Origin of the sequence: Mycobacterium sp. IS-3022, from assembly GCF_001500065.1 — a bacterium.
In the GTDB taxonomy this organism is placed as follows: Bacteria; Actinomycetota; Actinomycetes; order Mycobacteriales; family Mycobacteriaceae; genus Mycobacterium.
In genome coordinates, this window is sequence record NZ_LQIN01000023.1 from 186,362 (window position 1) to 209,796 (window position 23,435).

At 67.7% G+C, this 23,435-nt stretch carries 27 protein-coding genes; 18 read left to right on the plus strand and 9 right to left on the minus strand.

Annotated features, from left to right (window positions below; translation table 11 throughout):
- Nucleotides 1–26 precede the first annotated feature (26 nt).
- Nucleotides 27–590, minus strand: coding sequence for a class I SAM-dependent methyltransferase (locus AU188_RS15185; protein WP_059164516.1), 564 nt, complete (start codon nt 588–590; stop codon nt 27–29).
- A gap of 106 nt (nt 591–696) precedes the next feature.
- Nucleotides 697–1,455: an enoyl-CoA hydratase gene (locus tag AU188_RS15190; RefSeq protein WP_059164517.1), complete on the minus strand. Its 759-nt coding sequence runs from the start codon at nt 1,453–1,455 to the stop codon at nt 697–699.
- Nucleotides 1,456–1,477: 22 nt separating this feature from the next.
- Here AU188_RS15190 and AU188_RS15195 point away from each other — a divergent pair, with 22 nt between their 5' ends.
- Both AU188_RS15195 and AU188_RS15200 read left to right on the plus strand, forming a co-directional pair.
- Nucleotides 1,478–1,750 (plus strand): DUF2277 domain-containing protein, encoded by a 273-nt coding sequence (locus AU188_RS15195; protein ID WP_059164518.1) that lies wholly within the window; start codon nt 1,478–1,480, stop codon nt 1,748–1,750.
- A gap of 7 nt (nt 1,751–1,757) precedes the next feature.
- On the plus strand, nt 1,758–2,303 hold the full coding sequence (locus AU188_RS15200; RefSeq protein WP_059164519.1) for a DUF1802 family protein: 546 nt from the start codon (nt 1,758–1,760) through the stop codon (nt 2,301–2,303).
- A gap of 11 nt (nt 2,304–2,314) precedes the next feature.
- Here AU188_RS15200 and AU188_RS15205 read toward each other — a convergent pair whose 3' ends face one another.
- On the minus strand, nt 2,315–3,907 hold the full coding sequence (locus AU188_RS15205) for a CocE/NonD family hydrolase (RefSeq protein ID WP_059164758.1): 1,593 nt from the start codon (nt 3,905–3,907) through the stop codon (nt 2,315–2,317).
- Between the two features lie 82 nt (nt 3,908–3,989).
- A complete protein-coding gene (locus AU188_RS15210) occupies nt 3,990–4,607 on the minus strand; it encodes a TetR/AcrR family transcriptional regulator (protein WP_059164520.1) in 618 nt (205 codons plus the stop codon).
- Nucleotides 4,608–4,665: 58 nt separating this feature from the next.
- Here AU188_RS15210 and AU188_RS15215 point away from each other — a divergent pair, with 58 nt between their 5' ends.
- Nucleotides 4,666–5,799 (plus strand): sulfotransferase family protein, encoded by a 1,134-nt coding sequence (locus AU188_RS15215; protein WP_059164521.1) that lies wholly within the window; start codon nt 4,666–4,668, stop codon nt 5,797–5,799.
- Nucleotides 5,789–6,853, plus strand: a complete 1,065-nt coding sequence (locus tag AU188_RS15220) for a DUF7064 domain-containing protein (protein ID WP_059164522.1) — start codon at nt 5,789–5,791, stop codon at nt 6,851–6,853. The genes AU188_RS15215 and AU188_RS15220 overlap by 11 nt, the downstream gene beginning before the upstream one ends.
- A 19-nt stretch (nt 6,854–6,872) precedes the next feature.
- Here AU188_RS15220 and AU188_RS15225 read toward each other — a convergent pair whose 3' ends face one another.
- The gene (locus AU188_RS15225) at nt 6,873–7,442 is read right to left on the minus strand and encodes a DUF3558 domain-containing protein (RefSeq protein WP_059164523.1); all 570 of its coding nucleotides are present in this window, start codon (nt 7,440–7,442) and stop codon (nt 6,873–6,875) included.
- 132 nt (nt 7,443–7,574) lie between these two features.
- Between AU188_RS15225 and pptH the strand changes: the two genes are divergently transcribed.
- Genes pptH through AU188_RS15245 form a run of 4 tightly spaced genes read left to right on the plus strand, consistent with a single transcriptional unit; the run spans nt 7,575 to nt 10,559 of the window.
- Entirely contained in the window at nt 7,575–8,531 is a 957-nt protein-coding gene (gene pptH / locus AU188_RS15230) for an ACP phosphodiesterase PptH (protein ID WP_059164524.1), read from the plus strand.
- Complete coding sequence (pptT, locus tag AU188_RS15235; protein ID WP_059164525.1) at nt 8,528–9,208, plus strand: 4'-phosphopantetheinyl transferase PptT; 681 nt, start codon at nt 8,528–8,530, stop codon at nt 9,206–9,208. Before pptH ends, pptT begins: the two co-directional genes overlap by 4 nt.
- Nucleotides 9,205–10,086, plus strand: coding sequence for a tRNA pseudouridine(55) synthase TruB (gene truB, locus AU188_RS15240; protein WP_059164526.1), 882 nt, complete (start codon nt 9,205–9,207; stop codon nt 10,084–10,086). The genes pptT and truB overlap by 4 nt, the downstream gene beginning before the upstream one ends.
- A gap of 53 nt (nt 10,087–10,139) precedes the next feature.
- Complete coding sequence (locus AU188_RS15245; protein WP_059164527.1) at nt 10,140–10,559, plus strand: DUF6632 domain-containing protein; 420 nt, start codon at nt 10,140–10,142, stop codon at nt 10,557–10,559.
- On the opposite strand, the gene mntR is transcribed toward AU188_RS15245, so the two are convergent.
- A complete protein-coding gene (gene mntR, locus AU188_RS15250; RefSeq protein ID WP_059164528.1) occupies nt 10,556–11,251 on the minus strand; it encodes a manganese-binding transcriptional regulator MntR in 696 nt (231 codons plus the stop codon). The two genes, AU188_RS15245 and mntR, sit on opposite strands and share 4 nt — an antisense overlap.
- A gap of 82 nt (nt 11,252–11,333) precedes the next feature.
- Here mntR and AU188_RS15255 point away from each other — a divergent pair, with 82 nt between their 5' ends.
- The 5 genes from AU188_RS15255 to bla all read left to right on the plus strand — a co-directional run bounded on the left by AU188_RS15255 (nt 11,334) and on the right by bla (nt 17,489).
- Nucleotides 11,334–12,305 (plus strand): bifunctional riboflavin kinase/FAD synthetase, encoded by a 972-nt coding sequence (locus tag AU188_RS15255; RefSeq protein WP_059164529.1) that lies wholly within the window; start codon nt 11,334–11,336, stop codon nt 12,303–12,305.
- 135 nt (nt 12,306–12,440) lie between these two features.
- Complete coding sequence (gene rpsO, locus AU188_RS15260) at nt 12,441–12,710, plus strand: 30S ribosomal protein S15 (protein ID WP_059099773.1); 270 nt, start codon at nt 12,441–12,443, stop codon at nt 12,708–12,710.
- 287 nt (nt 12,711–12,997) lie between these two features.
- A complete protein-coding gene (locus AU188_RS15265; protein ID WP_059164530.1) occupies nt 12,998–15,259 on the plus strand; it encodes a polyribonucleotide nucleotidyltransferase in 2,262 nt (753 codons plus the stop codon).
- Nucleotides 15,237–16,577: a M16 family metallopeptidase gene (locus AU188_RS15270; protein ID WP_082686644.1), complete on the plus strand. Its 1,341-nt coding sequence runs from the start codon at nt 15,237–15,239 to the stop codon at nt 16,575–16,577. Before AU188_RS15265 ends, AU188_RS15270 begins: the two co-directional genes overlap by 23 nt.
- An 18-nt stretch (nt 16,578–16,595) precedes the next feature.
- A complete protein-coding gene (bla, locus tag AU188_RS15275) occupies nt 16,596–17,489 on the plus strand; it encodes a class A beta-lactamase (protein WP_059164531.1) in 894 nt (297 codons plus the stop codon).
- Nucleotides 17,490–17,684: 195 nt separating this feature from the next.
- On the opposite strand, the gene ald is transcribed toward bla, so the two are convergent.
- Nucleotides 17,685–18,800, minus strand: a complete 1,116-nt coding sequence (gene ald, locus AU188_RS15280; protein ID WP_059164532.1) for an alanine dehydrogenase — start codon at nt 18,798–18,800, stop codon at nt 17,685–17,687.
- Nucleotides 18,801–18,863: 63 nt separating this feature from the next.
- Here ald and aldR point away from each other — a divergent pair, with 63 nt between their 5' ends.
- Entirely contained in the window at nt 18,864–19,406 is a 543-nt protein-coding gene (gene aldR, locus AU188_RS15285; RefSeq protein WP_082686645.1) for an HTH-type transcriptional regulator AldR, read from the plus strand.
- Between the two features lie 15 nt (nt 19,407–19,421).
- On the opposite strand, the gene AU188_RS15290 is transcribed toward aldR, so the two are convergent.
- Nucleotides 19,422–20,324, minus strand: a complete 903-nt coding sequence (locus tag AU188_RS15290) for an NAD-dependent epimerase/dehydratase family protein (protein WP_059164534.1) — start codon at nt 20,322–20,324, stop codon at nt 19,422–19,424.
- Nucleotides 20,325–20,376: 52 nt separating this feature from the next.
- Between AU188_RS15290 and dapB the strand changes: the two genes are divergently transcribed.
- The 4 genes from dapB to AU188_RS15310 are packed head-to-tail and all read left to right on the plus strand — an operon-like array spanning nt 20,377 to nt 22,503.
- Nucleotides 20,377–21,111, plus strand: a complete 735-nt coding sequence (dapB, locus tag AU188_RS15295; protein ID WP_059164535.1) for a 4-hydroxy-tetrahydrodipicolinate reductase — start codon at nt 20,377–20,379, stop codon at nt 21,109–21,111.
- Nucleotides 21,111–21,575: a tetratricopeptide repeat protein gene (locus AU188_RS15300; RefSeq protein WP_059164536.1), complete on the plus strand. Its 465-nt coding sequence runs from the start codon at nt 21,111–21,113 to the stop codon at nt 21,573–21,575. The genes dapB and AU188_RS15300 overlap by 1 nt, the downstream gene beginning before the upstream one ends.
- Nucleotides 21,572–22,030: a flavodoxin family protein gene (locus AU188_RS15305; RefSeq protein WP_059164537.1), complete on the plus strand. Its 459-nt coding sequence runs from the start codon at nt 21,572–21,574 to the stop codon at nt 22,028–22,030. The genes AU188_RS15300 and AU188_RS15305 overlap by 4 nt, the downstream gene beginning before the upstream one ends.
- Nucleotides 22,031–22,032: 2 nt before the next feature.
- Nucleotides 22,033–22,503: a hypothetical protein gene (locus AU188_RS15310; RefSeq protein WP_059164538.1), complete on the plus strand. Its 471-nt coding sequence runs from the start codon at nt 22,033–22,035 to the stop codon at nt 22,501–22,503.
- Here AU188_RS15310 and AU188_RS15315 read toward each other — a convergent pair.
- On the minus strand, nt 22,497–23,420 hold the full coding sequence (locus AU188_RS15315; protein ID WP_059164539.1) for an HpcH/HpaI aldolase/citrate lyase family protein: 924 nt from the start codon (nt 23,418–23,420) through the stop codon (nt 22,497–22,499). The two genes, AU188_RS15310 and AU188_RS15315, sit on opposite strands and share 7 nt — an antisense overlap.
- Nucleotides 23,421–23,435: the final 15 nt, after the last annotated feature.

Consider the following 23,435-nt stretch of genomic DNA (forward strand, 5'->3'; position numbering starts at 1 on the left):
TTGCCGCGAGCGTGCGGGTCGACGCCTCAGCTTGCGCGCGCGACGGCCGCCCAACCGTAATCGGTAACCTTCACGCGCACGTCACCGAAACCTGCCGCCGTCAAGCGTCCCGGCAGCGTCGCCGGGTCGACGGGGTTGTACGTGTCGCCCTCGTGCGCGACGGCCAACTCGTCGCTGCCGAGGCTGTCGCTGGCGACCAGCGCCGCGCCGGGCCGCAGCACACGGGCGACTTCGGCGAAGAGCCGGTTCTGCATCTCGCTGGTGGGCACGTGGTGCAGCATCGTGAAACACGCTGCGCCGGTGAAGCGGTCGTCGTCGTAGCACAGCGCCGTCGCGTCACCGCGCACGATGTCGACGGTCGGCACATCGGCGAACCGGTCCCGCAACAGCGCAGCCAGTTCGTCGTCGATCTCCACCGATGTCAGCCGCGCCACCGATTCGCTCAACACATCGGTCGTCGCGCCGTAGCCGGGCCCGACCTCGAGCACGTCGTCGCCGAGATCGACCTCACCCAGTGCCCACGGCAGGATGACTTCGCGGATCAACTGGCGCCACTCGTCGCTTCCGCAATACTCGTGCGCTTCGTTCACGCTCGTCAGCCTACGAGCGTGCGCAACCTGCAGCGGATTGCGGCGCGTCTTGTGCTGGGCCCACCGCGAAGCGCGGGGAACCCGCACCCTCGCGTAAATGGCAGCGTCAGTGGACCTGGGCGCGGCCTCGCTGCAGCACGGCATCGCGGTTGGCGGCGATGTCGTCGCCGCTGGCGGTGCGCATCCACTCCCGCGCCGACGCCGCTTCGATCCACAGTCCCTCATTGGTCTGCGCCTCGTCGATGCGGTGATACGACGCCAACAGCGCGCGCACGGCGCGCTGATTGTTGCCGACGATCGACGCCGCCACCTGTCGGGCCGTCGGCATCAGCTCGGCGTGCGGCACCACCTGGGTGACCAGCCCGGTGCGCAGGGCCTCTTCGGCCGACAGATAGTCGCCGGTCAGGCTCATCCTGCGGGCCATACCGACGCCGACCTTCTGCGGCAACCGGACCGAGAGTCCCCATGTCGGGAGCAGCCCGACGCGGGCATGCGTGTCGGCGAACCGAGCCTGTTCGGAGGCGATCAGGACGTCGCAGTACAGGGCGATCTCGAGGCCGCCCGTGACCGCGGCCCCGTTGATCGCGCCGATCACCGGTTTGGTCATCGGCGGCCACTTGGGCGAGATGTCGGGCAGCTCGGTGGTGTCGCCGAGTTCCTTGAGGTCCAGGCCGGCGCAGAAAACCGGGTCGCTACCGGTGACGATCACGACGTCCACCTCGTCGTCGGCTTGAGCGTCGCCGAGCGCGCGGTAGAACCGCCGGCGCAGGTCGGCCGACAGCGCATTGCGCGCCTGGGGCCGGTTCAGGGTGAGAGTGCGCACGCGGTCTTGTGTCGTGATGAGCAGGATGTCGTCGTTGGTCACCAACCGAACCTATCGTGGAGCCATGTGCCGAAACATCACCGAGCTACGTGGGCTGGAGCCGGCGGCGACCGACGAGGAGGTCGAGGCCGCCGCTCGCCAGTACATCCGCAAGGTCAGCGGTATCACCCGGCCGACCGCCGCCAACGCCGACGTCTTCGAGGCGGCCGTCGCCGACGTCACCGCCACCACCCGACGCCTGCTGGCCGCGCTGCCGCCGCGGCGCCAACCGCCGAAGACCGTTCCGCCCCTGCGCCGGCCCGAGGTACGCGCCCGGATCGCCGCCAAGGCGCAATAGCCGTCGAATGACCACCGCGCTCAAGGAATGGAGCGCTGCGGTGCACGCGCTGCTCGACGGCCGGCAGACGGTGCTGCTGCGCAAGGGAGGCATCCACGAGAAGCGATTCGCCGTGACGGCGACGCGCTTTCTGCTGTTTCCGACGGTCGCGCACAGTCATGCCGAACGGGTGCGCGTCGAGCACCGCAACCTGCTGGACGCCGCGGCGCTCGACAGCAGCGACGACAAGGTGGTGATCCGCGGCGGCGCCCGAGTCGTCGCCGCCATCGAGGTGAACCGCCCGCAAATGCTGGAAGCGATTGCACCCCTGCATATTTGGACCGACGAGTCGGTGCGCGCCGACCGGCTCGACTTTCGTCCCAGGCATCGGCTCACCGCACTGGTCGTGCAGGCCAGCCCGCTGGTGCGGCCGCTGCGCCTGGCACGCACCCCCGACTACGCCGGCTGCACCAGTTGGGTCGAACTGCCCGTCGACCCCGAGTGGGCGCCGCCGGTGCACGACGACGCGACGCTGCACGACGTCGCCGACAGGGTGCGCCGCTCGGTCGGGTGAGTCAGGCGCGTTCAGTCGGCCGCCGGCGGTTGCCCTCCAGCGGGCAGCAGCAGCCGGGATGCGCCGTCGCCGAGATGCACGGTGTGCGTCGCCGACGTGAACCCGCGGCCCGTGCCGAGCGGTTCGCCGGTGCCGAGGTTGCGGGCGAAGCGTGGATGCGACCCGCCGGCGACCAGCACCCGGACGCGGGAACTGGCGCGGAACCGGTGTGCGACCGGATCCAACTCGATGCGCACGAGGCCGGAATCGGGGGCCGATGCGAGGTAGCCGTCGCTCACGTTGCGGGACCGTCCCTTCGCGTCCACTTCACTCACGCGCACGAACAGGTCGTTGTGCGGGTTGTCGCAGGAGTGTGACAGTTCCACGACCGGCGCCCCGACGACGTACAGGTCGGCGGGCAGGCGGTCGCCGGTGAAGCTCAGCACATCGGCACGCTGCGCCAGGCTGATGTCTTTCCGGTAACCGCCCTCGCGGGCGAGCAACCTGCCGCCCACGGTGGGCGTCGGATCCGCAGGGTTGTAGGTGAACGTCGACGGCGGTGCGGTCTCCGGTGGTACCGCGTCGCCAAGGCGACCGCCCGGTTGCAGATACCGCACTACCTCGGGCATCGCCGGCGGCCATTCGGGCAGGTCGGTCCAACCCCGACCGGTGACGAAGACGCGCACCGGCTGGCGTCGCGCGCTCGTCCCGCCGTCGAGATGGGTGGCCAACCAATCCAGTGTTTCGCGGATGACGGTCGGCGCGGCCTTGGTCAACAGCTGGGTGTGCGTCCACGGGCCGACGGTCAGCCCGACGTCCACGCCGCGGTCATGAAGCCGCCGGTACTGGGCCATCGTCTGCTCGAGGAACAAGTCCTGCCAGGCACCGATCAGCAGCACCGGTATCTCGGTGGTGTCCAACGCCCGGCCGACGTTCAGTGATGTCCAGAACGGATCGTCCGCCTCGGGATGGTCGAGCCAGGACTCCCACCACGGCGCGCCCGCGCCCAGCAGCACCCGCCCTGCCTCGCCGGCGGGCACTCGCCTCATCGCGCGGGCGAGGGACCGTCGCGACCGCGCCTGCCGCAGCAATGCCCGCAATCTGTTCCGGTCCTCCTGGTTGGCGACCAGATGACTCCAGCCGAGGAAGTCGCTCAACGCGAAGGAGCCGGTGCCCCACCGCGGCCCGCTGACGTCGTGCGGGCCGACCGCGATGACTGCGGTCTTCATCTCCGGCGGGGGATCGGTGAGCAACGCCCATTGTGTGAATCCCAGATACGACAACCCGATCGTGCCGAACGACCCGGTGAACCACTCCTGATTTCTCAGCCACGAGACCGTGTCGGCGCCGTCGGAGACCTCGTTCACCATCGGCTCGAACCCGCCGCCGGAGCCGAACGTGCCTCGCACACTCTGGAAGACGACGTGATAGCCGCGTGCCGCATAGGCGCGGGCGTAGAGCGCGGCGATCGGGAAGTCCCGGCCGTAGGGGCTGCGGACCAGCAAGGTGCCCGCGGGATCCGATGTGGCGGGCGCGTAATGGTGGGCCCTGAGTTCGACGCCGTCGCGCATCGGCACACGGACCCTGTGGACCTCGAAGTCACACGTGTGCGGTGGCAGACGCATCAGTCGTGACAGAGTGCGTCCGGCGAGCCGCGCGGTCTTGGGGCGGGAGGCAGCAGCGGCGACGGTGGTCACCCCGTCGAGGCTACGCAGGCGGGCCGCCGTTCGGCTCGAGCGCCTGCACAACTCGCGTCATCGCCCAGTCGGTGGCCGACGTAGCCTCCTCGCCGTCGAGCCCCCAGACACCGACGAGCCGCTCGTAGCTCGCCGGGCTCCACAGCACGTCGAGCAGGCCGGCGATCTTGCGTCGCTGTCCCTCCGGCAGCCGCGGCGCCGCGTCGGCCACCGCCCGCAGCAGTGCTTCGCGACGCCGCTCGTCGGAACTGACGAACGCCGGGTCGCGAGGCGCCGGAACGCTCTCGCGCACCGAGAACCGTTGCAGCGACGCGAATACCCGCGCGGTTACCGCACCGAGGGTGTCGAGGGTCATGTCCTCGTAGGACACCGCAGCCTCGGCCTCGAGTCGCTGCATGACGGCATCGTGAAGATGGCGTTCGGTGGGGAAGTGACGGTAGACCGTCCGCTCGCCGACGCCGGCGCGCTCGGCCACCGCCCGGAACGTCAGCCCGCGCCAGTCCCAGCTGTCGAACTCGTGCACCAGCTCGCTTCCCGCATTGACGATGCGGTCGCGGGTCTGCGCCGCCTTCTGTAAGCGGGCGCTGTTGTCATACGAGCGCCGCGGCGCTCTTGACGGCTCACCCATAATGGTGACAGTGTACTGTCACTAATGTTAGTCCGCGGGCCTGAGCGGGAGGTGCACCGTGGCATCAGCGGCCGACCTGATGGCTCGCGCCGTCGATCGGGCCGGGCTCGACGACTTCGGCGACGACTCGTTCCGCGAAGGCCTCGAAATCCTCACTCGCGCTCTATGCGACGAAGCCCGGCTCAACGCTCGCGGCGAGGGTTTCGTCTACCCCCGCATCGAACTGCACCTGTCGCAGCGGCTGCAGGTAGAGGACTGGTATCGCAGGCATCCGGAGATCGACGACGAACCTCTCGCCGCGCCGCTGTTCGGGTTGGGCCTGCCCCGAACCGGGTCGACTGCGTTGTCCTTCCTTCTCGCGCAGGACCCCGCGGTCCGCTACCTGCGCAGCTGGGAGTCCGCGCAGCCCTGCCCGCCGCCGTCGACGGTCCACGGCGACGACCCGCGCATCCCGCCGGACGTGCGCCCGGTCGTCGTCGGCAGCCGCAGGCACGTGCCCAACGATGTCCGCGGGCCGATGGAGTGCCTCGACCTCATGGCGCTCGACTTCAAGTCGCAGATCTTCCAGGCCTACGCGCAGATTCCGTCGTATTCGCAATGGCTCTGCGACACAGCGGATTTCACCTCGACCTACGTCTACGAGCGGCGGGTGCTCAAGCTGTTGCAGTGGGGAACGCCGCCGCGACCGTGGCGCCTGAAGTCCCCGGCGCACGTTTTGTCGCTGCCCGATCTCGACAGGGTCTTCGGTGACGCCCGCTTCGTGATGACGCACCGCGACCCGACCGACGTGATGTTGAGTGTGGCCGACGTATACGCCGATATCGTCGGCGGCTTCACCGACCACCTGGACCGGCGGTATCTCGGCGAATTGAACGTCGCGCAGTGGTCCGCCGGAATGCAGCGCGTGATGGCCTTCCGGGAAGCCGACGCCGACGACCGCTTCTACGACATCGATTTCCGTGCGATGCAAGCCGATCCGGTCGGCGAGGTGAGGCGCCTGTACGCGTGGCTCGGCGAACCCGTCACCGATGAATTCGAACGGCGTATGCGGGCCTGGTGGGACGCCAACGCCGAGAATCGCGAAGCACACCCGAAAGCCGATGCCGAAGCGTTCGGGTTGGATCCGACCAGGATTCGGCCGCTGTTCGCCCACTATGCCCACACATTCGTGAGGAGCGCGCATGAGCGTTGACCTGACCGGCGGGTTGGATCCGGCCCGCGAACTCGTGTTCGCCCAGCGGCCGGATGACCTCGAGATGCGTGATTCGGTCAGCTTCTGGGTGTTCGACGACCGCGGCGAGATCGGTTTGCCGCGCATCGGGATCGAGGCGGTCGCGTCGAACTGGGACACGCACGGAATCCAGGTCAATGTCGCGTTCGCCGACGGCCGGGTGTACCGGCTGCGCGCCGACGGTCCCAGCAGACCGGTCGAGGGTCCCGACGGCAGCCCGACGGTGCTGGGCGCCGGGCCGCTGACATTCGCCTGCATCGCGCCCTTCGACGTGTGGACAATGGCCTTCGACGGGCAGGCCGTGCAGACGTCCTCGGCCGATCTGGCCGCGGGCCGCAAGGACGGACCCCTGGTCGACGTGCGGTTCGAGGTCGAGGCGAGGATGGCGGTTCCGCCGTGGATACAGGGCGCCATGCGGGCCGACGCCGACGAACAGCTCAGAACGTCGATCGTCGGTGACCTGATGGGCGGAGCGCGCTACGAGCAGTTGTTCCGCGCGACCGGAGCTGTCGAGGTGGCCGGCGCACATCAGTCGTTCTCCGGCACCGGGTTGCGCATCAGGCGCCAGGGCGCGCGCAAGCTCGAAGGCTTCTGGGGTCACTGCTGGCAGTCCGCGCTGTTCGGCAGCGGGCGGGCGTTCGGCTACATCGCCTATCCGCCGCGACCGGACGGGCAGCCGAACTACAACGAGGGCTACGTCTATTACGGCGACGGCGCGCTCGTGCCCGCCCGCGTCGTGGAGGCGCCATGGCTGCGTCGGCTGCGCCCCCGCGGCGAGGACGTCTCGCTGGAGCTCGAAACCGACCGCGGCACAGTGCGGATCGAGGGCGAGACGGTGGTGTCGACCCACGACATCACCGATCGCAGGGAAATCCCGGCAGACCGGTTGGCCTTGATGGCGAACTGGACCTTCCCCGCGTTGCAGCAGGCCGGCGTGCGCTATCGCTGGGACGGCGAAGAGGCGATCGGCATGCTGGAGCGCTCGATCCCGATGGACCAGATCGCCGACGGCTGAGCCGTCAATCGAGCCTGCGTCAGAACACGTAGTGCGGGATCAGCTCGTGCGCGCGCTGCAGGTTGGTCTGCATGCAGTCAGGGTCGGGGTTGGAGTAGATCGGCGAGTAGAACACCGACTGTTGCAGCACGCCGTAGCTCGTGTCGAACGCGATCATGCAGGTGATCCACCACCGGTTGTTCCAGTCGGTCGGCTTCATGATCCAGTACTGCGCGGCGCGGTGCCCGTCGATGTCGAGTTGCACCGCGTCGGCGGGCAGCGTCTCCTCGTATGTGCGCCAGACGATCGGCTCGATCGCCATCTGGTAGTTCCCGGCGTCGTACTTGCAGCGCAGCTGATCCTCGGGCGTGGGCGGGGTGAACGCCAGGCCGAGGCCGGCCACCACGTCGAGCGGGATGTCCTTGCAGGGGTTGAACGGCGACGGGTCGGTGATGTCGATGACGGGCCACTTGATCGACGTGGTGACATTGGTCATCGGGATCTCTTTCGCATCCACCTGCGGGACACCCGCCGGATTGGTCTGCCACACCACGATCGCCGCGGCGACCATTGCGCACAGCACCGACACCAGGCGCAGCTTGGCGACCATCACACCCCTTTGTCCGTCGGTCCGACCCTGCGGGGAGTCTAGCGGGCGGCCACCAGCGGCCGGACGGGAAGTGAGAACCTGTTCTAGTTGCCGGGCGAGCCGCCCACATCCGCTTAAGTACCCTGGTCAGTTGTGACACGCGACGGCCGACGGCCCACCCTCTGGGCGATCAGCGACCTGCACACCGGTCACACCGGCAACAAACCCGTGACAGAGTCGCTGCATCCGGCCTCTCCTGACGACTGGCTCATCGTCGCCGGCGACGTGGCCGAACGCACCGATGAGATCCGCTGGGCGCTGGATCTGCTGCGCAAACGGTTCGCCAAGGTGATCTGGATCCCGGGCAACCATGAACTGTGGACCACCAACCGGGATCCGATGCAGATCTTCGGCAAGGCCCGCTACGACTATCTGGTCAACATGTGCGACGAGATGGGCATCGTCACCCCTGAGCACCCGTTCCCGGTATGGACCGAGGAGGGCGGCCCGGCCACGATCGTGCCGATGTTCCTGCTGTACGACTACACCTTTCTGCCCGAAGGTGCGGCCACCAAGGCCGAGGGGCTCGCGATCGCGCGGGAGAAGAACGTCGTGGGCACCGACGAGTTCCTGTTGTCGGCCGAACCGTATGCGACCCGCGATGCGTGGTGCCGCAGCCGCGTGGCCTACACCCGCAAGAGGCTCGAAGATCTCGACTGGATGACGCCGACGGTATTGGTCAATCACTTCCCGATGGTGCGCGAACCCTGCGATGCGATGTTCTATCCGGAGTTCTCGCTGTGGTGTGGCACCACCGCGACCGCTGACTGGCACACCCGTTACAACGCGGTCTGTTCGGTGTACGGGCACCTGCACATTCCGCGCACCACGTGGTACGACGGCGTGCGGTTCGAGGAGGTGTCGGTCGGTTATCCGCGAGAATGGCGGCGCCGCAAGCCGTATCGCTGGATGCGCCAGATCTTGCCGGATCCGCAGTACCCGCCCGGATACCTCAACGAGTTCGGCGGCCACTTCGAGATCACCCAGGAGATGCGGGACAACGCCCAGAAGATGCAGCAACGGATCCGCGACAGGCAGGTAGCGCCATGACGGTCGCCGCGTCACTGCTGTCCGGTGTGTTGCCCTCGGCGACGCATGGGCTGGCCGCGGCGGAGCTCTACCGTGATCCGCCGGACCTGGCGCCGTTGCCCGAAGAGGAGCCGCTCGTCGCCAGGTCGGTGGCCAAGCGTCGCAACGAATTCGTCACCGTGCGGTACTGCGCCCGGCAGGCGCTCGGCGACCTCGGTATCGGACCGGTGCCGATCCTGAAGGGGGAGAAGGGCGAACCGCGTTGGCCCGACGGCGTGGTCGGTTCCCTGACGCACTGCGACGGCTACCGCGGTGCGGTGGTCGGCCGCCGGAGCGAGGTGCGTTCGGTGGGAATCGATGCCGAACCGCACGGCGTGCTGCCCGACGGGGTGCTCGACGCGATCAGCCTGCCCGCCGAGCGAGTTGAACTCAAGCAGCTGCCCGCCGAACTGCACTGGGACCGAATCTTGTTCTGCGCCAAGGAGGCAACCTACAAGGCATGGTTTCCGGTGACCCGGCGTTGGTTGGGCTTCGAGGATGCGCACATCGTCTTCGACGTCGACGACAGCGGTAGCTCGGGTTCATTCGTCTCACGCGTCCTGATCGATCCCGCGGCGGAGCACGGGCCGCCGCTGGAGACGCTGTCGGGGCGGTGGTCGGTGCGCGACGGCATCGCGCTCACCGCAATCGTGTTATGACCGAGGCCGGGCTCGTCATCGTCGACAAACCCGCGGGCATGACCAGCCACGACGTGGTCGGCCGCTGCCGGCGGTTCTTCGGCACCCGTAAGGTCGGTCACGCCGGCACGCTGGATCCGATGGCGACCGGGGTGCTGGTCGTCGGCATCGGACGCGCCACCAAGATTCTCGGCCTGCTGACCGCGACCGACAAGACGTACGCCGCGACGATCCGACTGGGGCAGGCCACCTCCACTGATGATGCCGAAGGTGAAGTCCTGCAGGAGGTTTCCGCCGACGGCGTCACCGATGCGCAGATCCACCTGGCGGTGGCCGAACTGCGAGGGGAGATCGACCAGGTTCCGTCCGCGGTCAGCGCCATCAAGGTCGACGGGCAGCGGGCCTACAAGCTCGCCCGGGAGGGAAGCGCAGTCGAGCTGGCGCCGCGCCGCGTCCGCATCGACCGGTTCGACGTGCTCGAGATCCGCCGGCACCCCGGACTCGTCGATGTGGATGTCGAAGTCGACTGCTCCAGCGGCACCTACATCCGCGCGTTGGCCCGCGATGTGGGCGCCGCGTTGGGAGTCGGCGGTCACCTCATCGCGTTGCGGCGCACCCGGGTCGGCGGCTTCGGATTGGGTGAGGCCCGCACGCTCGAGGACCTCGCCGACGAACCGCGACTTAGCCACACCCTCGACGCCGCATGCCTTCTGGCCTTTCCGCGGCGCGACCTGTCCGCGGGCGAGGCGGAGGACACCCGCCACGGTCGGCCGCTGAAAGCGGCTGGTATCGAGGGCACTTATGCGGCGACGGCGCCGGACGGACAGGTCATCGCGTTGCTGAAAGATCACTCGGAGCGTACGAAATCCGTGGTGGTGCTGCGCCCGGCGACCTTGTAGGCCACCGCATTCACGCGCATACTGACATCCCGTTCTCCAGATGGGAGCCGAAAATGCCGTCTGCATACAAGGCCCTTCAAATCGCGCTCGCTGTCTTCGGAGTGGTCGCCCTCTGCGTATATCCGTTGGCCGTGCTGTGGCCCTCGGGATGGGCATGGCATGCCGGCCCGCCCCACCATTCCGACTACTTCATGATGATCGTCGGGCTGTACGCCACGCTCGGCGTGTTCCTGTTGTTGGCGGCGCGAAACCCTCGCGCGCATCTCAGCCTGATCTGGTTCGCGGTGTGGTCCAGCGTCGTTCACGCGGCGATCATGGCGGTGCAATCGTTGCGTGGCGGTGAGCATCACATGGGACACCTGTTGGGTGATGTGCCCGCACTGTTGTTGGTCGCGATCGTGCTGGCGGTGCTCGTGCGGGCGTCCGGGCTCACCCGGTCCGAGGAACAGCCGGCGGCACTCGAGCGAAGCTAGCTCGCGACGACCCAGATCGCTTCTGCCGCAGGGCTTCCCAGGTCGACCGTCGTATCGTCGCCGTCCGACGACTCGATGGCCACCGAGATCATCCCGGCGAAGTCCCGCCGGGCCAGCACCCGCAGCCGCGAGTCCAGGCTGATGCCGACGCTGTCGAAGTACCGCAGCATCTCCGGATCGGCATCGGAGATGCGCGCGATCGTGCCGGTGTCGCCGTCGTGGCAAGCCGACAACTGGCGGGCGTCCGGGGTGGGCACCCGACCGTCGGCCGCGGGGATCGGGTCGCCGTGCGGGTCGCGGATCGGGTGGCCGAGCTTCGCGTCGATGCGGTCCAGCATCCGGTCCGACACCGCATGCTCGAGCACCTCGGCCTCGTCGTGCACCTCGTCCCAGCTGTAGCCCAACTCGCGGACCAGGAACGTCTCCATCAGCCGGTGGCGGCGCACCATCGCCAGCGCGGCGGCCCGGCCGGCCTCGGTCAACGTCACGGCGCCGTACTTCTCGTGGTTGACCAGCCCCTGATCGGCCAGCTTGCGAATCGACTCCGAGGCCGTGCTCGCGGACACGCCCAGCCGCTCGGCCAGCAGCTTCGTGCTGACCTTCTCCTGCGACCACTCCTGCACCGTCCAGATGACCTTCAGGTAGTCCTGGGCAACGGTCGTCAGGTCACGCGCATCGCCGGCAGGATTCACAGTTGCAAAGTTTAGGCAATGGTCACCTCATCTGGGCATCCAGCGAAGCGCTCGACCCCCGATCCGCCGTAGGCTTGCCCTCGTGCAGCGCTGGCGGGGACAAGACGAGATCCCGACCGACTGGGGCCGATGCGTCGTCACCATCGGGGTGTTCGACGGTGTGCACCGCGGTCATCAGGAGCTGATCAACCACGCGGTCAAGGCCGGCCGCTCACGCGGAGTGCCGACGGTGCTGATGACGTTCGACCCCCATCCGATGGAGGTCGTGTTCCCCGGCAGTCATCCGGCCCAGCTGACGACGCTGACCCGGCGCGCTGAACTGGTCGAGGAACTCGGCATCGACGTCTTCCTGGTCATGCCGTTCACCTCCGACTTCATGAAGCTCACTCCCGAGCGCTACATCCACGAACTCCTGGTCGAACGCCTGCACGTGGTCGAGGTCGTGGTCGGGGAGAACTTCACCTTCGGCAAGAAGGCGGCGGGCAACGTCTCGCTGCTGCGCAAGGCCGGCGAGCGGTTCGGCTTCGCGGTCGAGGGAATGTCGCTGGTCTCTGAGCATCATCGCGACGAGACCGTCACGTTCTCGTCGACCTACATCCGGTCCTGCGTGGACGCCGGCGACGTCGTCGCCGCCGCCGAGGCGCTGGGCCGCCCACATCGTGTCGAGGGCGTGGTGGTGCGCGGCGACGGCCGTGGCAAGGTGCTCGGCTTTCCCACCGCGAACGTGGCGCCGCCCATGTACTCGGCAATCCCTGCCGACGGGGTCTATGCGGCGTGGTTCACCGTGCTGGGCCACGGGCCGATCACCGGCAGCGTCGTCCCGGGCGAGCGGTATCAGGCCGCGGTCTCCGTCGGCACCAATCCCACGTTCTCCGGGCGCACCCGCACCGTCGAAGCGTTCGTGCTCGACACCACCGCCGACCTGTACGGCCAGCACGTGGCGGTCGACTTCGTGGCCCGGTTGCGGGGGCAGGAGAAGTTCGCCAACGTCGAGGACCTCGTCGAGCAGATGGGCGCCGACACCGAGCACGCCCGCACGATCCTGTTGCGCTGAGCTGCGGTTTCACCGCCAGCCCCGGGCGCTGTTAGACTTCTGGCCGACCTGGCGTGTGCTGCAGTTCGCGGCGGCTGCGCCGTCCTCGGGGCCGCGCGCCCCTTCCCCGCGAACTGAGAAGATGGAGTTTGTTTCGTGGCGCTTACTGCCGAGCAGAAAAAGTCGATCCTGAACGAGTACGGCCTGCACGACACCGACACCGGCTCGCCGGAAGCTCAGGTGGCCCTGCTGACCAAGCGGATCACCGACCTGACCGAACACCTCAAGGTGCACAAGCACGACCATCACTCGCGGCGTGGTCTGCTGCTGCTCGTCGGCCGTCGCCGCCGACTGCTCAAGTACGTGGCCCAGGTCGACGTGCAGCGCTACCGCTCGCTGATCGAGCGGCTCGGCCTGCGCCGCTGACGCAGGATTTCGGCCCCGTACCTGCGGCAGAGTACGATGGCATCGTTCGACTGCCGTTTGGCTCGAACGACCAGGGTGCGGTCTTCGCAGTTCCGCGAGCACCGTTCCCGCGCGTCATAACCAGGACCTGCTTGATCGCGCGGTCTTCGGTAGTGGCTGCCGGAAGAATTGCCGGCAGCTTCGATCGATGGCCGTAGCCGCATCGAGGCCGGTGGTTCGAAAGCTGTGACGACGCGAAACAGCTGAACAGTGCAAGCACTGAACCCAGAGAGGCCATCCGGACAGCCATGTCTGTAGTTGAAATCGAAGACGGCGTGTACGAGGCGACCGCCGTGATCGACAACGGAAGCTTCGGCTCCCGCACCATCCGCTTCGAAACCGGCCGGCTCGCCCAGCAGGCCGCCGGCTCGGCCGTCGCCTATCTCGACGACGAGACCATGCTGCTGTCGGCCACGTCCGCCAGCAAGAACCCCAAGGACCACTTCGACTTCTTCCCGTTGACGGTCGACGTCGAGGAGCGGATGTACGCCGCCGGGCGCATCCCCGGCTCCTTCTTCCGTCGCGAAGGTCGCCCGTCGACCGACGCGATCCTGACCTGCCGGCTGATCGACCGGCCGCTTCGCCCGTCGTTCGTCGACGGCCTGCGCAACGAGATCCAGGTCGTGGTGACCGTGCTGTCGTTGGATCCCAAGGATCTGTACGACGTGCTCGCGATCAACGCCGCTTCGGCGTCCACCCAGCTCGCCGGCCTGCCGTTCTCCGGCCCGATCGGCGGCGTGCGCGTCGCGCTGATCGACGGGACCTGGGTCGCGTTCCCGACCGTCGAGCAGCTTGAGCGGGCGGTGTTCGACATGGTCGTCGCCGGCCGTGTCCTCGAAGACGGGGACGTCGCGATCATGATGGTCGAGGCCGAGGCCACCGACAACGTCGTCGAGCTCGTCAAAGGCGGGTCGGCGGCTCCTACGGAGTCCGTGGTGGCCGAGGGCCTGGAGGCCGCCAAGCCGTTCATCAAGGTGCTGTGCGAGGCGCAGCAGGAGCTGGCCGATCGCGCCGCGAAGCCGGTCGGCGATTATCCGGTCTTCCCCGACTACGGCGACGACGTCTACTACGCGGTCGCCTCGGTGGCCACCGAAGCGCTGTCGGAGGCGCTGACCATCGCGGGCAAGCAGGAGCGCAACGACCGCACCGACGAGATCAAGGGCGAGGTGCTCGAGCGGCTGGCCGAGCAGTACGCCGGCCGCGAGAAAGAGATCGGCGCCGCGTTCCGGTCGCTGACCAAGAAGCTTGTGCGCCAACGCATTCTGACCGACCACTTCCGCATCGACGGCCGTGGCATCACCGACATCCGTGCGCTGAGCGCCGAAGTGGCGGTCGTGCCCCGGGCGCACGGCAGCGCGCTGTTCGAGCGGGGCGAGACGCAGATCCTCGGCGTCACCACGCTCGACATGATGAAGCTGGCCCAGCAGATCGACTCGTTGGGGCCCGAAACCAGCAAGCGCTACATGCATCACTACAACTTCCCGCCGTATTCGACCGGTGAAACCGGCCGCGTCGGTTCGCCCAAGCGCCGCGAGATCGGTCACGGCGCGCTGGCGGAGCGGGCGATCGTGCCCGTGCTGCCGAGCGTCGAGGAGTTCCCCTACGCGATCCGTCAAGTGTCGGAAGCGTTGAGCTCCAACGGTTCTACCTCGATGGGCTCGGTGTGCGCGTCGACGCTGGCATTGCTCAACGCCGGTGTGCCGCTGAAGGCGCCGGTCGCGGGCATCGCGATGGGTCTCGTCTCTGACGACATTGAGGTTGACGGCAAGACCGAGCGCCGCTTCGTGGCGCTGACCGACATCCTCGGCGCCGAGGATGCGTTCGGCGACATGGACTTCAAGGTCGCGGGCACCAAGGAGTTCGTCACCGCGCTGCAGTTGGACACCAAGCTCGACGGCATCCCGTCGCAGGTGCTGGCCGGCGCATTGAGCCAGGCCAAGGATGCCCGGCTGACCATCCTCGAGGTGATGGCCGAGGCGATCGACGGGCCCGACGAGATGAGCCCGTACGCACCGCGGATCACGACGATCAAGGTGCCGGTGGACAAGATCGGCGAGGTGATCGGGCCCAAGGGCAAGATCATCAACCAGATCACCGAGGACACCGGCGCGCAGATCTCCATCGAGGACGACGGCACCGTGTTCGTCGGCGCGACCGACGGACCCTCGGCCCAGGCGGCGATCGACCGCATCAACGCGATCGCCAACCCGCAGCTGCCCAAGGTCGGCGAGCGGTTCCTCGGAACCGTCGTCAAGACAACCGATTTCGGTGCGTTCGTGTCGCTGCTGCCGGGCCGGGACGGGCTGGTGCACATCTCGAAGCTGGGCCGCGGAAAGCGGATCGCCAAGGTCGAGGACGTCGTCAAGGTGGGTGACAAGCTGCGCGTGGAGATCGCCGACATCGACAACCGGGGCAAGATCTCGCTGATCCTGGTCGCCGAGGAAGACGCAGCAGACGCAGCGGGGTCGGCCGACACTGCACCCGCAGATGCCGCCACGGCGAGCAGCTAGGGAGTTGCGCCGCGGCGCACGCGGCGACGGGTCATCGCTGGCGGTGCGCCGCACCGCGTTGCCCGGTGGTCTGCGCGTGGTCACCGAGTACATCCCGTCGGTGCACTCGGCATCGGTCGGGCTGTGGGTCAACGTCGGTTCGCGCGACGAGGGCCACACCGTCGCGGGCGCGGCCCACTTCCTGGAGCACCTGCTGTTCAAATCGACGCCCACGCGGTCGGCGGTGGACATCGCCCAGGCCGTCGACGCGGTCGGCGGTGAATTGAACGCATTCACCGCCAAGGAGCACACCTGCTACTACGCGCACGTGCTCGACTCCGACCTGGAGCTGGCCGTCGACCTGGTCGCCGACGTGGTATTGCGCGGCCAGTGCGCCGTCGAGGATGTCGAGGTCGAACGCGACGTCGTGCTCGAGGAGATCGCGATGCGCGACGACGATCCCGAGGACACCCTCGGCGACGTGTTCCTGTCGGCGATGTTCGGCTCTCATCCGGTGGGCCGTCCGGTGATCGGCAGCGTGAAGTCGATTTCGGAGATGACCCGCGCGCAACTGCACTCGTTCCACGTCCGGCGCTACACCCCCGAGCGGATGGTGCTGGCGGTCGCGGGCAACGTCGACCATGACGAGGTGGTGGCGCTGACGCGCGAGTACTTCGGCGCTCGACTGGTCCGTGGGCGCACGCCCGTGCCGCCCCGCAAGGGCACCGGCCGGGTCGGCGGGCGGCCCAGCCTGCAACTGGTCAGCCGCGACGCAGAGCAGACTCACCTGACGCTGGGTGTGCGCACGCCGGGGCGCCACTGGGAACACCGGTGGGCGCTGTCGGTGCTCAACACCGCGTTGGGCGGGGGGCTGAGTTCGCGGCTGTTCCAGGAGATCCGCGAGACCCGCGGGCTGGCGTATTCGGTGTACTCGACGGTGGACACGTTCTCCGACAGCGGGGCGCTGTCGGTCTACGCGGGTTGTCTGCCCGAACGGTTCAACGAGGTCGTCCGGGTGACCACCGATGTGCTGCAGGTGGTGGCCCGCGACGGCATCACCGAAGCGGAGTGCCGAATCGCGAAGGGTTCGTTGCGCGGCGGTCTGGTGCTCGGCCTCGAGGATTCCGGCTCGCGGATGAACCGCATCGGCCGCAGCGAACTGCATTTCGGTGAGCACCGCACCATCGAACAGACGCTGGCGAACATCGATGCGGTGACGCTCGACGAGGTCAACTCGGTCGCCCGTAAATTGTTGAGCCGACCCTATGGCGGCGCAGTTCTGGGGCCGCAAAGATCGAAAAAGTCGCTGCCACAGCCGCTTCGGTCGATTGCGAGCTGATCGTCTACCGTTGGGTCGATGATTCGACTGTCGAGGCGGCATGTCCTGATCGGCGGCCTGACGCTGGCAGCTGTCGCCGCCTGCACCGAAAAGCAAGCGGTGGCCGATCCGCGTCCCGTCCCGCTTATCGACGCCCGGATCGGTGAGCTCGAGCGTCAGCACAACGCGCTCATCGGGGTCTTCGCGGTCAACCTGGACACCGGCCGGACCATCGCGCACCGCGCGCAGGAACCGTTCGCGATGTGCTCGACGTTCAAGGGCTACGCCGCCGCGCGGATCCTGCAGAAAGCCGAGCGCGGCGAGCTCGCTCTGTCGGATCGCGTAGCCGTCGAGCAGAGCGACATCGTGCCCAACTCGCCGGTCACCCAGACGCGGGTGGGTCAGACGATGACACTTGCCGAACTGTGTGAAGCGGCCCTGCAGAGAAGCGACAACGCCGCAGGCAATCTGCTGCTCGGTGTGATCGGTGGACCGCCCGCAATCACCGACTTCGCCCGCAGCATCGGCGACCAACGGTCACGGCTGGACCGGTGGGAGGTCGAGCTCAACTCGGCAGTTCCCGGCGACCCTCGTGACACCACCACACCGGAGGCCATCGGGGGCGGCTACCGGTCGATGCTCACCGGCGCCGCGCTCGCGGAGCCGCAACGCCGGCTGCTCGAGGACTGGATGCGGGCCAATCAGACGTCGAGCGTGCGGCCGGCGCTCCCGCCGGGATGGACGACGGCCGACAAGACCGGCAGCGGCGACTACGGCAGCACCAACGACGTGGGCGTCGCCCATGGTCCCGACGGTCGACGGCTACTGCTGGCGGTGATGACGCGATCCGCCGGGAATGACTCGAATGCACCGAACATGCGGCCACTGATCGGCGAGCTGGCCGCACTGCTCGTTGCGGCGCTGCTCGCCTGATCCGTGGCCCCCGAGCCGCCCCGGCTCCCCGCGGCCGGGGGCGACCGGTGGAGCGGCTGTCCCCCCATGCGCCCCCCGGCGCCAGCCGCTGACGTCAACGGTATGGCACCAACGGCGGCGGACGAATCGGGCGAATCCCTATGATTTCGGCCCGGCTCCAGACGGGCGCCGGGCGCACAACCGCGCGCGCACGGTCTAGACCAGCACTGACGCCCGATCGGTGTACGGCAGGTCGAGATCGGCCGCAACGCGTTCGGACAGCAGCGCCCCGGCATGTGTGGACAGGCCCTTGGCGAGAGCGGCATCCGCCCGGCAAGCCGCCCGCCAGCCCTGGTCGGCCAGCGTCAGCACGTAAGGCATGGTGGCGTTCGTGAGGGCGTAGGTGGAGGTGCGGGGCACGGCGCCGGGCATGTTGGCGACGCAGTAGAAAACGTTGTCGTGCACGGCGAACGTCGGATCGTCGTGGGTGGTCGGTCGGGAGTCCTCGAAGCAACCGCCCTGGTCGATCGCGATGTCGACCAGCACCGCGCCCGGCTTCATGTGGGCGACGGTCGAGTTTGTCACCAGCTTGGGCGCCTTGGCGCCCGGCACCAGCACCGCACCGATCACCAGGTCGGCGCGTTTGACGGCGTCCTCGAGTTCGAGGATCGACGAGTAGCGGGTTTGGATGCGGCCGCCGAACTCGGCGTCCATTTCGCGCAATTTGTTGATGTTGACGTCGAACACGGTGACGTGCGCGCCCATGCCGGCAGCCACCCGCGCGGCGTGGTGGCCGGCGGTGCCGCAGCCGATCACGACGACGTCGGCGGGCGCGACACCCGGCACGCCTCCCATCAACACGCCCCGGCCGCCGTGGCTGGACATCAGGTGATACGCGCCGACTTGCGCCGACAACCGCCCGGCGACCTCGCTCATCGGGGCCAGCAGTGGTAGCGCACCGGCTGCGGTTTGAACGGTTTCGTACGCGATCGCCGTCGCACCCGACGCCATCAGCGCTTCGGTGCACGGGCGAGACGCCGCCAGATGCAGGTACGTGAACAGGGTCTGGCCGTGGCGCATCAGGTGGTACTCGGCTTCGATCGGTTCCTTGACCTTGAGCAACAGCTCGGCCTCGGCCCACACCTGGTCGGCGCTGGTGATCACCTGAGCGCCCGCGCGCTTGAAGTCGGCGTCGGAGATCGCCGAACCCTCGCCCGCGCCGGACTGCACGATCACTTCGTGGCCGTGATGCACCAACTCGGCGACACCGGCCGGGGTGATGGCGACCCGGAACTCGTTGTTCTTGATCTCGGTCGGGATGCCGACGCGCATGTCCGCTCCTCGCAAAATGCTATACCTCCAGTTTGAAGAAGCTTCGAATTGGCGGCAACAAACATGCTCAGAATTCTGTATCGTCGCCATGTGACGGCATCTTCTCCGACAACGGGCACCGGTAGGGCGGATCGGCCGAAGGATGTTCGGCCGTATGCGGTCGACGCCGTCGACCGCCGCATCCTGACCGCGTTGCATCGGGACGCGCGGATGTCGAACCACGCACTTGCCGACGCCGTGGGAATCGCACCGTCGACCTGCCACGGCCGCGTACGCCGACTCCAGGAGCTGGGGGTGATCCGCGGTTTCTACACCGACATCGACCCGGCCGCGATCGGCCTGCCGCTCCAGGCGATGATCTCGGTGAGCCTGCAGTCCAGCGCGCGCGGCAAGATTCACAGCTTCATCCAGCAGATCCGGCTTATGCCGCAGGTGATGAACGTGTACTTTCTCGCGGGCGCCGACGACTTCATCCTGCATGTGGCCGCGCGAGACACCGACGATCTGCGGGCGTTCGTGGTGGAGAACCTCAATGCCGACGCGGACGTCGCGGGCACGCAGACGTCGCTGATCTTCGAGCACCTGCGCGGCGCGTCGCCGTTGTAGCCTCGCCGAGCGGTGTCAGACGTCGACGCGATCCGGATGAAACTTGGCAGCCATGCGGCGCAGGCCGTCGCGCCAGTCGACCGTGGTGGCGCCGACGAGTTCCCTCATTCGGCCCACGTCGACCGGGTTGCCGCGCAACGCATCCGCGTCCACCTCGAACACCGGCTCGCGGCCCACCAGCGAGCCGAGGTAGGTGCACCACTCCTGGATGCTGATCGTCTGTTCGCCGGCCCAGTTAACGGTTGTCGCGGGAACAGACGCGGCCGCAAGCAGTTTCGGAATGGTCGCAATGATGTCGTGCTCGTGGATCGGGTTGTAGAGGGCCGCCGCGCCCGGAGGCACCGGGATCGGCATCCCGGCCAGGATCATCTCCAAATGAAACAACGGCCATCCGCCGTTGTCCCCGTACGGGACGTTGAGCCGGGCGATCGTCGTCGGTACGCCGAGTGCGCGGGCCATCGACCGGGCGACCACCTCACCGGCGATCTTGGAGATGGAATACGTCGGGAACAGGTGCCTGTGGTTGTCGCCCAGAGCGGCGTTCTCCGTTCGCGGTTCGTCGTGGGGCGGGTCGTAGACGGCGGCCGACGAGCAGTGCAGGAACGCTTTGGCGTCAGGGCAGTGGGCCATCAGCAGGCCGACCGATTCCGCATTGGCGCCGAGGTCCTTGTCCCAGCGGCCGCTCTTGGCAACCGCGAAGTTGAGCAGATAGTCGAAATCTCTTGGCAGAGAGTCGAATACGCCCGTTGCCATATTGACGGTTTCGCATCGCACCCCGGCCGCTGTGAGCCTGTCGCGGGCTGTGACATCGGTGAACCGCGCGATGCCCCACACCTCGTTGTCGACGGCGAGCGCTTCGGCGACGGGGGCTGCGACCTGACCCGTCGCACCGGTGACCAGTATCTTCGCGCCCTGCATGCGCCGATGGTAGGGGAGGGACGCCTGCACCGTGGGCGGATAGGGTGACCGCATGCGAGTCGGAGTACTGGGCGCGAAGGGCAAGGTCGGCACCACGATGGTCGAGGCAGTCGAGGCCGCCGACGATCTGACGTTCACGGCCGGCGTCGACGCCGGTGACCCGCTGAGTCGGCTTGTCGACGCCCAGACCGAGGTCGTCATCGACTTCACCCATCCCGATGTGGTGATGGACAATCTCCAGTTCCTCATCGAGAACGGAATACACGCCGTCGTCGGCACCACCGGGTTCACCGACGAGCGGTTGGCACAGGTCCGTCAGTGGTTGGACGCCAAACCGGACGCCGCGGTTCTCATCGCACCCAACTTCGCGATCGGAGCGGTGTTGTCGATGCATTTCGCGCAGCAGGCCGCCCGCTACTTCGAGTCCGTCGAAGTCATCGAACTCCACCACCCGCACAAGGCCGATGCGCCGTCCGGCACTGCGGCACGCACCGCGCGGCTCATCGCCGAGGCGCGAAAAGACATGCCGCCCAATCCGGATGCCACCAGCACCGGTTTGGAAGGCGCCCGCGGCGCCGATGTGGACGGTGTGCCGGTGCACTCCGTGCGCCTGGCGGGGCTCGTCGCCCACCAGGAGGTGCTTTTCGGCACGCAGGGGGAGACGCTGACGATCCGGCACGACAGCCTGGACCGGACTTCGTTCGTGCCGGGAGTTCTGCTCGCGGTTCGGCGGGTGGCCGAGCGGCCCGGGCTCACGGTGGGTATCGAGCCGCTTCTCGATCTGTAATGGCCGACGGCGGTCGCGCAGTGCGCATTCAACTGCTGATCGGCTTCATGTGCGTTGCGCTGGTCGTCTACTTCGTGCTGCTCGGGCGCATCGCGATGGCGTTCGTCACCACCGGGGAGCCGGCCGCCGTCGGCCTGGGTTTGGCGCTGATGATCCTGCCGCTGATCGGGCTGTGGGCCATGCTCAGCACGCTGCGCGCCGGCCTGACCCATCAGCGCCTTGCGCGCATCGTCCGAGACGAGGGCCTGGAACTCGACGTCAGCGCGCTGCCGCGGATGCCGTCGGGACGGATCCAGCGAGACGCCGCCGATGCATTGTTCGTGACCGTGCGCGAAGAATTGGAGAACGACCCGGACAACTGGCGGCGCTGGTATCGACTGGCACGGGCGTACGACTACGCCGGTGACCGCAGTCGCGCGCGGGAAGCGATGAAGAGGGCCGTCGAACTGGAGGAGCGCCGATGAGCAAGACGCTGTTGGTCGTCCATCACACGCCGTCGCCCGGCACCCGCGAGTTGCTCGAGGCCGTCGTCGACGGCGCCAAGGACCCCGAGATCACCGGTGTCGACGTCGTCATCAGACCCGCGTTGGCCGCAACCCTGCCCGACATGCTCGACGCCGACGGCTATCTGTTCGGGACGACCGCGAACTTCGGGTACATGAGCGGCGCGCTCAAGCACTTCTTCGACACCGTGTACTACCCGAGCCTCGACCACGTCGGCGGACGCCCGTACGGGTTGTGGGTGCACGGCAACAACGACACGGTCGGCGCGGTCAACGCGGTGGACAAGCTCGCTGCCGGGCTGGCACTGTCCAAGGTGGCGGATGTGCTCGAGGTTGTCGGACCCGTCGACGCCGGTGTCCGTGAGCGAGCCTACGAATTGGGCGGCACATTGGCCGCGACCCTGATGGAGGACTAGGCATGCCGGGTATTGCCGATCTGGCCCTTGGCGCTGCGCCGATCGCGGGCGGTGCCATGTTGGGTGTGATCGCAGGAAATCTCAAGCCGCCCGACGTCCGGGGTTTGATCACCAAGGACCTCGACCTGCTGGATCGGATCCCCGCAGAGCAGGTCGAGCGCCGGGCCCGGCTGCAAGCCAGCATCGACGAGCGCATCGACGATCTGATCTCGGCCGGCGAACGCAGTCGCGAACTGCGCGAGGCGGCGATGTCGTACAAAGGCAACTGGCGCGACATCGTGGTCTTCATCTGCGCTCTGCTGTTCACCTTCATCTGGTGGAACGTCAGTCACAGCCGGTCCAACTGGCTGGTGATGTTCATCGCGATGATCGTGGTCTCCATCGCGGCGGGCATCTACGCGGGCCGCGGCATCCTGCGCGCGGTCCGCCGCTTCCTGCACCGCGACGACAGCGAGCCCGACAAGCCTCAGTAGTGGTAGGTGTCCGACGGCGCCGGAATGTGTGCCGGATCGTCGACGTCGTCGAACTCGGACACCTCGATGCCGTAGGCGCGGGCCAGTTCGAGGATCTTGTTGGCCCTCGCGATGCGGGGTAGGTCCGAGCCGTTTCGGATCTCGCCGCCGTCGCGTTCGAACTCGGTGAAAAACTCCTTGGCCCAAGCGATTTCTTCGGGGGACGGGGAGAGTCCTTCGTTGACGGTGGCGCACTGCTCGGGTGTCAGGCAGATCTTGCCGGTCATGCCGAACTCGGCGCTTACAGCGGTCGCCTCGCTGAGCTTCAGTGCACTCGAACCGACCGTCGGCCCGTCGATCGCGCTCGGCAGGTGGGCGGCTTTCGCGGCGATCGTGAACCGCGACCGCGCATACGCCAGGGTGGTCGGGCTCTCGCCGAAGCCCGTGTCGCGCCGGAAGTCGCCGATACCGAAGGCGAGCCGGAACGTGCCTTTGGCCGCGGCGATAGCGGTGATGCGCTCCAGCCCGCGCGCCGTTTCGACCAGCGCGACGATCGGCACGTTCGGTAGCCGGTTGGCGGTCTCGGTGACGTGGTCGACGGATTCGACCATCGCCAGCATCACTCCGCCGACCGACGTCTTTCCCAGAGTGTCGAGATCGTCTGCCCACCACGGCGTGCCGAACCCGTTGACGCGGACCCAGTCGGTGTTCCCCTCGTCGAGCCAGCGGACCACGTTTTCCCGGGCCAGGGCCTTGTCCTTGGGCGCGACCGCATCTTCGATGTCCAAGACGACGATGTCCGCTCGCGACCGCACCGCTGGCGCGAACCGCTCGTACTGCGCGCCGTTCACCAGAAGCCAGCTGCGGGCGAGCACCGGGTCGATACGCGAGCCGACGTCGTCGTGGTCCTGGTGAGCGCCGGATTCGAAACCGTCCATCGGATCATCGTTGCG

Coding starts and splice junctions, on each gene's coding strand:
- AU188_RS15220 (WP_059164522.1), top strand. CDS start 5,789: ATGAGCGTTGACCTGACCGGCGGGTTGGATCCGGCCCGCGAACTCGTG.
- ald (WP_059164532.1), bottom strand. CDS start 18,800: ATGCGCGTCGGCATCCCGACCGAGATCAAGAACAACGAGTTCCGGGTC.
- AU188_RS15225 (WP_059164523.1), bottom strand. CDS start 7,442: ATGGTCGCCAAGCTGCGCCTGGTGTCGGTGCTGTGCGCAATGGTCGCC.
- AU188_RS15305 (WP_059164537.1), top strand. CDS start 21,572: ATGAGCAAGACGCTGTTGGTCGTCCATCACACGCCGTCGCCCGGCACC.
- dapB (WP_059164535.1), top strand. CDS start 20,377: ATGCGAGTCGGAGTACTGGGCGCGAAGGGCAAGGTCGGCACCACGATG.
- AU188_RS15300 (WP_059164536.1), top strand. CDS start 21,111: ATGGCCGACGGCGGTCGCGCAGTGCGCATTCAACTGCTGATCGGCTTC.
- AU188_RS15205 (WP_059164758.1), bottom strand. CDS start 3,907: ATGCGTCTGCCACCGCACACGTGTGACTTCGAGGTCCACAGGGTCCGT.
- AU188_RS15200 (WP_059164519.1), top strand. CDS start 1,758: ATGACCACCGCGCTCAAGGAATGGAGCGCTGCGGTGCACGCGCTGCTC.
- truB (WP_059164526.1), top strand. CDS start 9,205: ATGACCGAGGCCGGGCTCGTCATCGTCGACAAACCCGCGGGCATGACC.
- AU188_RS15265 (WP_059164530.1), top strand. CDS start 12,998: ATGTCTGTAGTTGAAATCGAAGACGGCGTGTACGAGGCGACCGCCGTG.
- aldR (WP_082686645.1), top strand. CDS start 18,864: ATGCTCAGAATTCTGTATCGTCGCCATGTGACGGCATCTTCTCCGACA.
- AU188_RS15245 (WP_059164527.1), top strand. CDS start 10,140: ATGCCGTCTGCATACAAGGCCCTTCAAATCGCGCTCGCTGTCTTCGGA.
- AU188_RS15210 (WP_059164520.1), bottom strand. CDS start 4,607: ATGGGTGAGCCGTCAAGAGCGCCGCGGCGCTCGTATGACAACAGCGCC.
- AU188_RS15270 (WP_082686644.1), top strand. CDS start 15,237: ATGCCGCCACGGCGAGCAGCTAGGGAGTTGCGCCGCGGCGCACGCGGC.
- AU188_RS15290 (WP_059164534.1), bottom strand. CDS start 20,324: ATGCAGGGCGCGAAGATACTGGTCACCGGTGCGACGGGTCAGGTCGCA.
- pptT (WP_059164525.1), top strand. CDS start 8,528: ATGACGGTCGCCGCGTCACTGCTGTCCGGTGTGTTGCCCTCGGCGACG.
- AU188_RS15315 (WP_059164539.1), bottom strand. CDS start 23,420: ATGGACGGTTTCGAATCCGGCGCTCACCAGGACCACGACGACGTCGGC.
- bla (WP_059164531.1), top strand. CDS start 16,596: ATGATTCGACTGTCGAGGCGGCATGTCCTGATCGGCGGCCTGACGCTG.
- AU188_RS15310 (WP_059164538.1), top strand. CDS start 22,033: ATGCCGGGTATTGCCGATCTGGCCCTTGGCGCTGCGCCGATCGCGGGC.
- AU188_RS15195 (WP_059164518.1), top strand. CDS start 1,478: ATGTGCCGAAACATCACCGAGCTACGTGGGCTGGAGCCGGCGGCGACC.